The 5,720-nt window shown below is 46.2% G+C and carries 5 protein-coding genes and 1 pseudogene; 5 read left to right on the top strand and 1 reads right to left on the bottom strand.

Annotation, left to right across the window (positions count from 1 at the left end; translation table 11 throughout):
• Positions 1-410 (bottom strand): annotated as a pseudogene (locus AC1DUA_RS20615) (ammonium transporter); the annotation flags it as partial.
• A 271-nt stretch (positions 411-681) separates the two neighbouring features.
• Between AC1DUA_RS20615 and liaF the strand changes: the two are divergent.
• From liaF to AC1DUA_RS20590, 5 genes are all read left to right on the top strand, one after another.
• The gene (gene liaF, locus AC1DUA_RS20610) at positions 682-1,806 is read left to right on the top strand and encodes a cell wall-active antibiotics response protein LiaF (protein WP_477501553.1); all 1,125 of its coding nucleotides are present in this window, start codon (positions 682-684) and stop codon (positions 1,804-1,806) included.
• Positions 1,807-1,815: 9 nt separating this feature from the next.
• Complete coding sequence (locus AC1DUA_RS20605; RefSeq protein ID WP_477501552.1) at positions 1,816-2,880, top strand: sensor histidine kinase; 1,065 nt, start codon at positions 1,816-1,818, stop codon at positions 2,878-2,880.
• Positions 2,873-3,520, top strand: a complete 648-nt coding sequence (locus AC1DUA_RS20600) for a response regulator transcription factor (protein ID WP_477501551.1) — start codon at positions 2,873-2,875, stop codon at positions 3,518-3,520. The genes AC1DUA_RS20605 and AC1DUA_RS20600 overlap by 8 nt, the downstream gene beginning before the upstream one ends.
• Before the next feature lie 88 nt (positions 3,521-3,608).
• Positions 3,609-4,022, top strand: coding sequence for a YugN family protein (locus AC1DUA_RS20595; RefSeq protein WP_477501550.1), 414 nt, complete (start codon positions 3,609-3,611; stop codon positions 4,020-4,022).
• A gap of 145 nt (positions 4,023-4,167) precedes the next feature.
• The coding region (locus AC1DUA_RS20590) for a S1C family serine protease (RefSeq protein WP_477501549.1) at positions 4,168-5,720 on the top strand (1,553 nt) is incomplete at its 3' end.

Below are 5,720 nucleotides of genomic sequence, written 5' to 3'. Positions count from 1 at the left end.
GTCATGGCAATGGTGTAAAGGATGTAAGCTCGGAAGTTGATGCGTTCTGCAACAGCGCCTGATACGATGGAGATGACAGCAATAACGAAAGCGCACTGGAATAGCCAGTAGGTTTCATGTGAGATGTTAAGTACGATGTGTGTTAAATCTCCTCCCATGAAGAAGCCGCTTGTTCCGATGATTCCCCCGGCGTCTTTGCCATACATGAGTGCAAAGCCGATGAAATAAAAAATAAGTGCTCCGAAAGCGATATCAACAAACACTTTCATAATGATGCTCACGGCATTTTTCTGTCTGACAAAGCCTGCCTCCAGTAACGCGAAGCCCCCTTCCATCAATAAAATCATGGCAGCAGTTAGTACCACCCATATGGTATCTAGACCGCTGGAAAGCTGTTGGATTTGATCCATTTGTAATCTCTCCCTTATATTCGAAGCGTTCTAATGGAACAATTATACGGTTCTCATGATAAGCATGTCAACGAAATACGTAAGAATACATAACATATACGACGTATTGTTCGTATCTTCCAAATCCATGTCAGTTATTTTGTGTTTGTGTTCGAAAAACTCAGTCTCTAGACCGAGGCAGCCTTCAATCCCTCGTCTCTTTTCAATCTGGCTTGTATCTTATAGACTAGAAGTATCTTAACAACGATGTACACAAATGGAGGAAGAACGTATGAATCCGCATATACTTCAACGCATGATTTGGGGGCTTGTCCTTGTGACGGCAGGTATCCTTTTTTTACTTAATCAACTGGGGTTCATTCATATTGACCTTGCTTATATGTTTTCCACGTTTTGGCCTGTCATTCTCATCTTGTATGGCCTCGTCGGATTCTTATGGCAGCGTAAGTATCATTGGGGAGGTTCGATTTGGAGTTTGCTCGTTTGTGGCGTCGGAACGATATTCCTGCTTAAGAATCTGAATCTCACCGATCGCTCGCTGGGAGAGATGTTCAAAATTTTGGCCCCCGTTGCCTTAATCTTATTCGGGCTCAATGTTATCTTCCGTCCTAGCCGTAGAGAATCACCTGACTGGCTCTCAATGAAAGAAGCGAAAGAGCAAGCCAGAAGAGAGAGACGAGAGGCAAGACGGAAGGAACACGAGAAATATCGTGGTTCGTGGGACTCCTCCAGCTGGAATCATCCTTCCACCAAGGCAGCAAATAAGGAACAAGCAGAGCGGGACCCTTTCTCAGGAAATGAAGCGAAACATACACTAAGTGATGAAGAGAAAGAAGTTCTCAAGGATATTCATGGCGAGTTTCATCAAAAACATGCCGAAGAATGGCTTGGCTCCGGGGAAGCTGCCGCGAAGGCGCCAACAGCTCACCCTGAATCGCATAGTCAGCCGAAAACACAAAATCTTCATGGTCATAACCACCGATACGATGACTTCGTTCGCAACTTTGATTCAGGTGATGTTCTTCATCGCCATGGCTTCATCGGGGATGTGCATCTAGGCCAAGAGGCTTGGGAATTAAAGCCAATTCAGATCTCCCACTTCATTGGAGATTCTGTGATTGACCTAACCCGTGCCGCCATCCCGCTTGGAGAAACAACGATTCATGTAACTGCCTTTATCGGCGACGTGAAAATTTTTATTCCTAACGATCTGGATGTAGAGGTTCGCGTGATGGCGAGTTCTTTTATAGGGGATATGAAAGTTCTTGATCGTCGTGAGAGTGGATTCTTGCGCAGCGTGAGAACCCAAACCTCCCATTATGAAGAAGCTGATCGGAAGCTTATCGTTACGACAAGCATGTTTATAGGTGATATCACAATCAAAAAGATAGGTTAAGGATGGAGCATGTACAAATTGCGAATGTTCAATATGAAGTGGCAGCTGCTGAATTACTTTCTGATTTCGAGTTTACTCACCGTCTCAAGTATTTTTATTGTGCTGGAATACTACAGCCAGGAGCTGGCATCGTGGGAGTTCCGGATGTGGTTTCTCATTGCCATTTTAGCGCTCTGTTTAACGGTAGGTTATGTAGCAACCAAGAGATGGCAACGTAAGGTCGATGAACTTCATGTGGCTATGCTCGAACTATCTAAAGGGAATTTCACGAGCCGTGTTGAGCTTGAGCCTGTTGAACCGTTCATGTACTTATATGATGCTTTTAATAAAATGGCGGCTTCAGTTGAAGAACGCGTTCAACTGCTGCAGAAGCTTGGCGAGGCCGAGGCGATTCGCGATCAAGAGCTTACAGAGAATGCGGTGATGGAAGAACGGCGCCGGCTTGCGCGTGATTTGCACGACACGGTCAGCCAGGAGCTGTTCGCCATTCATATGTCCGCCTCTTCGTTGCCCAAAATATTGGAAAGAAACCCGGATGCAGCTCCGACCGTAATGGACCAGCTTATTCAAATGTCGCACCATGCCCAGAAGCAGATGCGAGGCTTGATTTCACAGCTTAGACCGATTGAATTAAATGATAAAAGCCTTCAAGAAGCCCTGGAGAAGTGGTTTCCGGAATATTGCCGGACCCATGAGCTGCAGGGCCAGCTTGATGTTTCTTTACGTGAAACGATTTCAGAGGCGATTGAGCATCAGTTTTTCCTGATTATCCAGGAAGGTCTTGCGAATGTCGTGAAGCATGCTTCTGCCAAAGGTGTTCGGTTGGCTATTTATGAAAGAGAGCATCAATACGTGCTTCAACTGCAAGACGATGGCCAAGGGTTCGACCGGAAGGATATCTCTTCAGCTTCCCACGGTTTATCGACGATGAGGGAACGAGCGCAGAAGCTGGGCGGAGATGTGGAAATCGACAGTAAATTAGGCTCAGGCACCCGCGTTAGGGTTCGCATTCCGCGTTTTACAGGACAGATTGGCATGGTTACAAAGGAAAGAGAGGGAGAAAGTCATGAGTAGCATTAAAGTAATGATTGTTGATGATCACGATATGGTTCGCGTAGGATTAAGGACTTATATTTCGATGGAACCGGGGCTGGAAGTTGTCGGGGAAGCCAGCAATGGCCAAGAGGCGTTCGATAAGCTAACTGGCGAGCTGTCCCAAGGGCTCCCTGATGTGATCTTAATGGATCTCACGATGCCCGTGCTTGACGGAATTGGCGCAACCAAATTAATTTACGGCAAATTTCCGCAGGTCAAAATCATTATGCTAACCAGCTTTCTGGAGGAAGCCAAGGTGCTGGAAGCTGTTGAGTCGGGAGCTATTAGCTATATGCTGAAAACCATCTCTTCTGATCAACTGATTCACGCTATCCAGAGCGCATACCGCGGCATGCCTGTCATGAACTCAGAAGTGTCATTGGCGCTTACAAGAGGTGTCAGACAGCGCAACGCATTGCCGGAGGAAGATGGGCTGACTTCGCGCGAGAAGGAAGTGCTGTTACTGATAGCAGAAGGTAAAAGTAATAAGGACATTTCCGAGGAGCTTTTTATTAGTATAAAAACGGTCAAAACGCACGTCAGCAATCTGCTGATGAAGTGTGAATTAGATGATCGTACACAGTTGGCCATTTTTGCACACCGTAAAGGTTGGGTTTAATGAAGTAAGCCTTCATGACACATAAAAACTACATTTTGGAACACTCTATGCGTAAGGAAACTAATATGAGCGCTTAAGGAGTGTCGGAATGAAAACAATAACATCATCATTAGAACAGGTCAAAGAGTCCTTCGACAGTGTAAGAGACCACCTGCATGAGTTTGACTTCGCATTGGGCGGGAACTGGGATTATGACCATGGCTATTTTGACCGCTCTTTAGATGAAGCCAATAAAGTGTGGTTGCGCATTCCTTTTCAAGTTGTGACGGGGAGAATTGATGGTGATACGGAGGCGACTGATGCCATCGTAGAAGTGGGAACCCCATTTGTACTGAAGCATGTCTACAATGAAGGCCTTGATCAGGAGGCAGAAGCGGAAACCTATGGAGCGATGATTGATCAGTTTCAGGCGCCGCTAGATCCGGATGCTGAAGTAGACGATAAGTGGGTAAAAGAAGCCACGAATGTGCTCAATAAGGTTGAACAGGCTTGGATGCAATAAAAGTGCCCTTTTTTTACCTCCATTTTATTGTTTTTTAATATTCGTTTAAGGTTGTGAGTGCATGATAGTACCATAGACAGCAAGACATAATCCAACTAACGAACATGCACTCTATAACTCATTTAAACAAATGGAGGTAAGAAGTATGGAAGACAACAAAAAAGACTACAGCGACTTCTTCAAGTCGCAGAATAACAATAGCGAATCGAACGACACCACGAACCGTAAGGAAACGAACCCTGAAGAACCGCATGATCCGAACAAAGAAAGACCTTCCTACTACTATTCTTACGGACCATACAAGTCAGCTTTTAACGAGAATAATGAACAGGAAGCACTTACAACGTCCGCATCAGGGACAGAAGGAACATCCAGCGTTGAGGTTACCCCACCTAAGAACTTGCGCCCATTCAGCTTCGGCCCCGATGTAAGTTCTACACAAGGACCTGGTCCTTGGGATCCGAATGCTAGAAAACGTTCTTCCGTAAAAAGCGTTTTCGCTGCTTTTATGGCAGGTGCTTTGGTTGTAGGTGCACTTATGTTTAGCGCTGACAAATTGAACTTATTCACAGGCAACCAGCCGCTGGCTTCAGGCAGCACGACTACGGCTACGACAAAGAGTCCCGGTGATAACGGAGAAGTGAAGAATGTAGGGCTTGACGTTGTCCGCCCAGGCAATATTTCCGCAATTGCCCAAAATGCTGGTCCAGCTATCGTGAAGGTTGAATCTCTGGTGAAACCGAAGCAGTCGACGCGCGGCGGCAACTCGCTTTTCGATGATCCGTTTTTCCGTCAATTCTTCGGGGATAACGGTGGTGGCGGTACCGCACCGAAGAGCGGTACGCAAGATTCAGGCAGCGGCGAGCTTCAGCCAGCAGGGATGGGAACAGGGTTCATTTTCGAGAAAACGGGCTATATTTTAACGAATGAACACGTGGTTGACGGAGCCGACGAAGTTCAAATTACGGTTGAGGGCTATGATAAACCATTCAAAGCCAAACTGCTGGGCAACAGCTACGATTTAGACTTGGCAGTCCTCAAAATTGAAGGCGACAAAGATTTCCCGATTCTTCCTCTTGGCAAAGCAGAAGATGTGAACGTTGGAGATTGGGTTGTTGCCATCGGTAACCCGTACGGCTTTGATCATACGGTAACTGTTGGTGTGCTGAGTGCGAAGGAACGTCCGATCAGCATTCCAGATACCAAAGGAACACGCGAGTATAAGCATTTGCTTCAAACGGACGCTTCCATTAACCCTGGTAACTCCGGCGGACCTCTGCTCAACTTGAACGGTGAGGTTATCGGCATTAACACGGCGGTAAGCTCGCAAGCCCAAGGTATTGGATTCGCGATTCCGACTAGCACCATCTCTTCGGTGTTGGAGAACCTGAAAAACAACGTTCAAATTCCTAAAGAACCAGTTCCTTACTTGGGTGTAGGCTTACAAGATATCGGTAAAGACTGGGTTAGCGAATTGAAGCTTTCAAATACGGATGGGGCATTAGTTGGCAGTGTTCAACGTAAAAGTCCTGCTTTCCAAGCTGGTCTTCGCCAATACGATGTAGTTGTTGATATTAACGGCACGAAGATCAAGAACTCGCAAGAATTGATCACGAAAGTTCAAGCGACAAAAGTTGGCGATAAAGTAACGTTAGGTGTTATTCGCGACGGCAAACGCATGGATGTGCCGCTTACAAT

This window comes from Paenibacillus sp. 01T422, assembly GCF_056398785.1.
The sequence above is the reverse complement of the archived record's forward strand: the minus strand, read 5'-3'. Positions and strand labels throughout refer to the sequence as shown.

Coding starts and splice junctions, on each gene's coding strand:
- liaF (WP_477501553.1), top strand. CDS start 682: ATGAATCCGCATATACTTCAACGCATGATTTGGGGGCTTGTCCTTGTG.
- AC1DUA_RS20605 (WP_477501552.1), top strand. CDS start 1,816: ATGTACAAATTGCGAATGTTCAATATGAAGTGGCAGCTGCTGAATTAC.
- AC1DUA_RS20600 (WP_477501551.1), top strand. CDS start 2,873: ATGAGTAGCATTAAAGTAATGATTGTTGATGATCACGATATGGTTCGC.
- AC1DUA_RS20595 (WP_477501550.1), top strand. CDS start 3,609: ATGAAAACAATAACATCATCATTAGAACAGGTCAAAGAGTCCTTCGAC.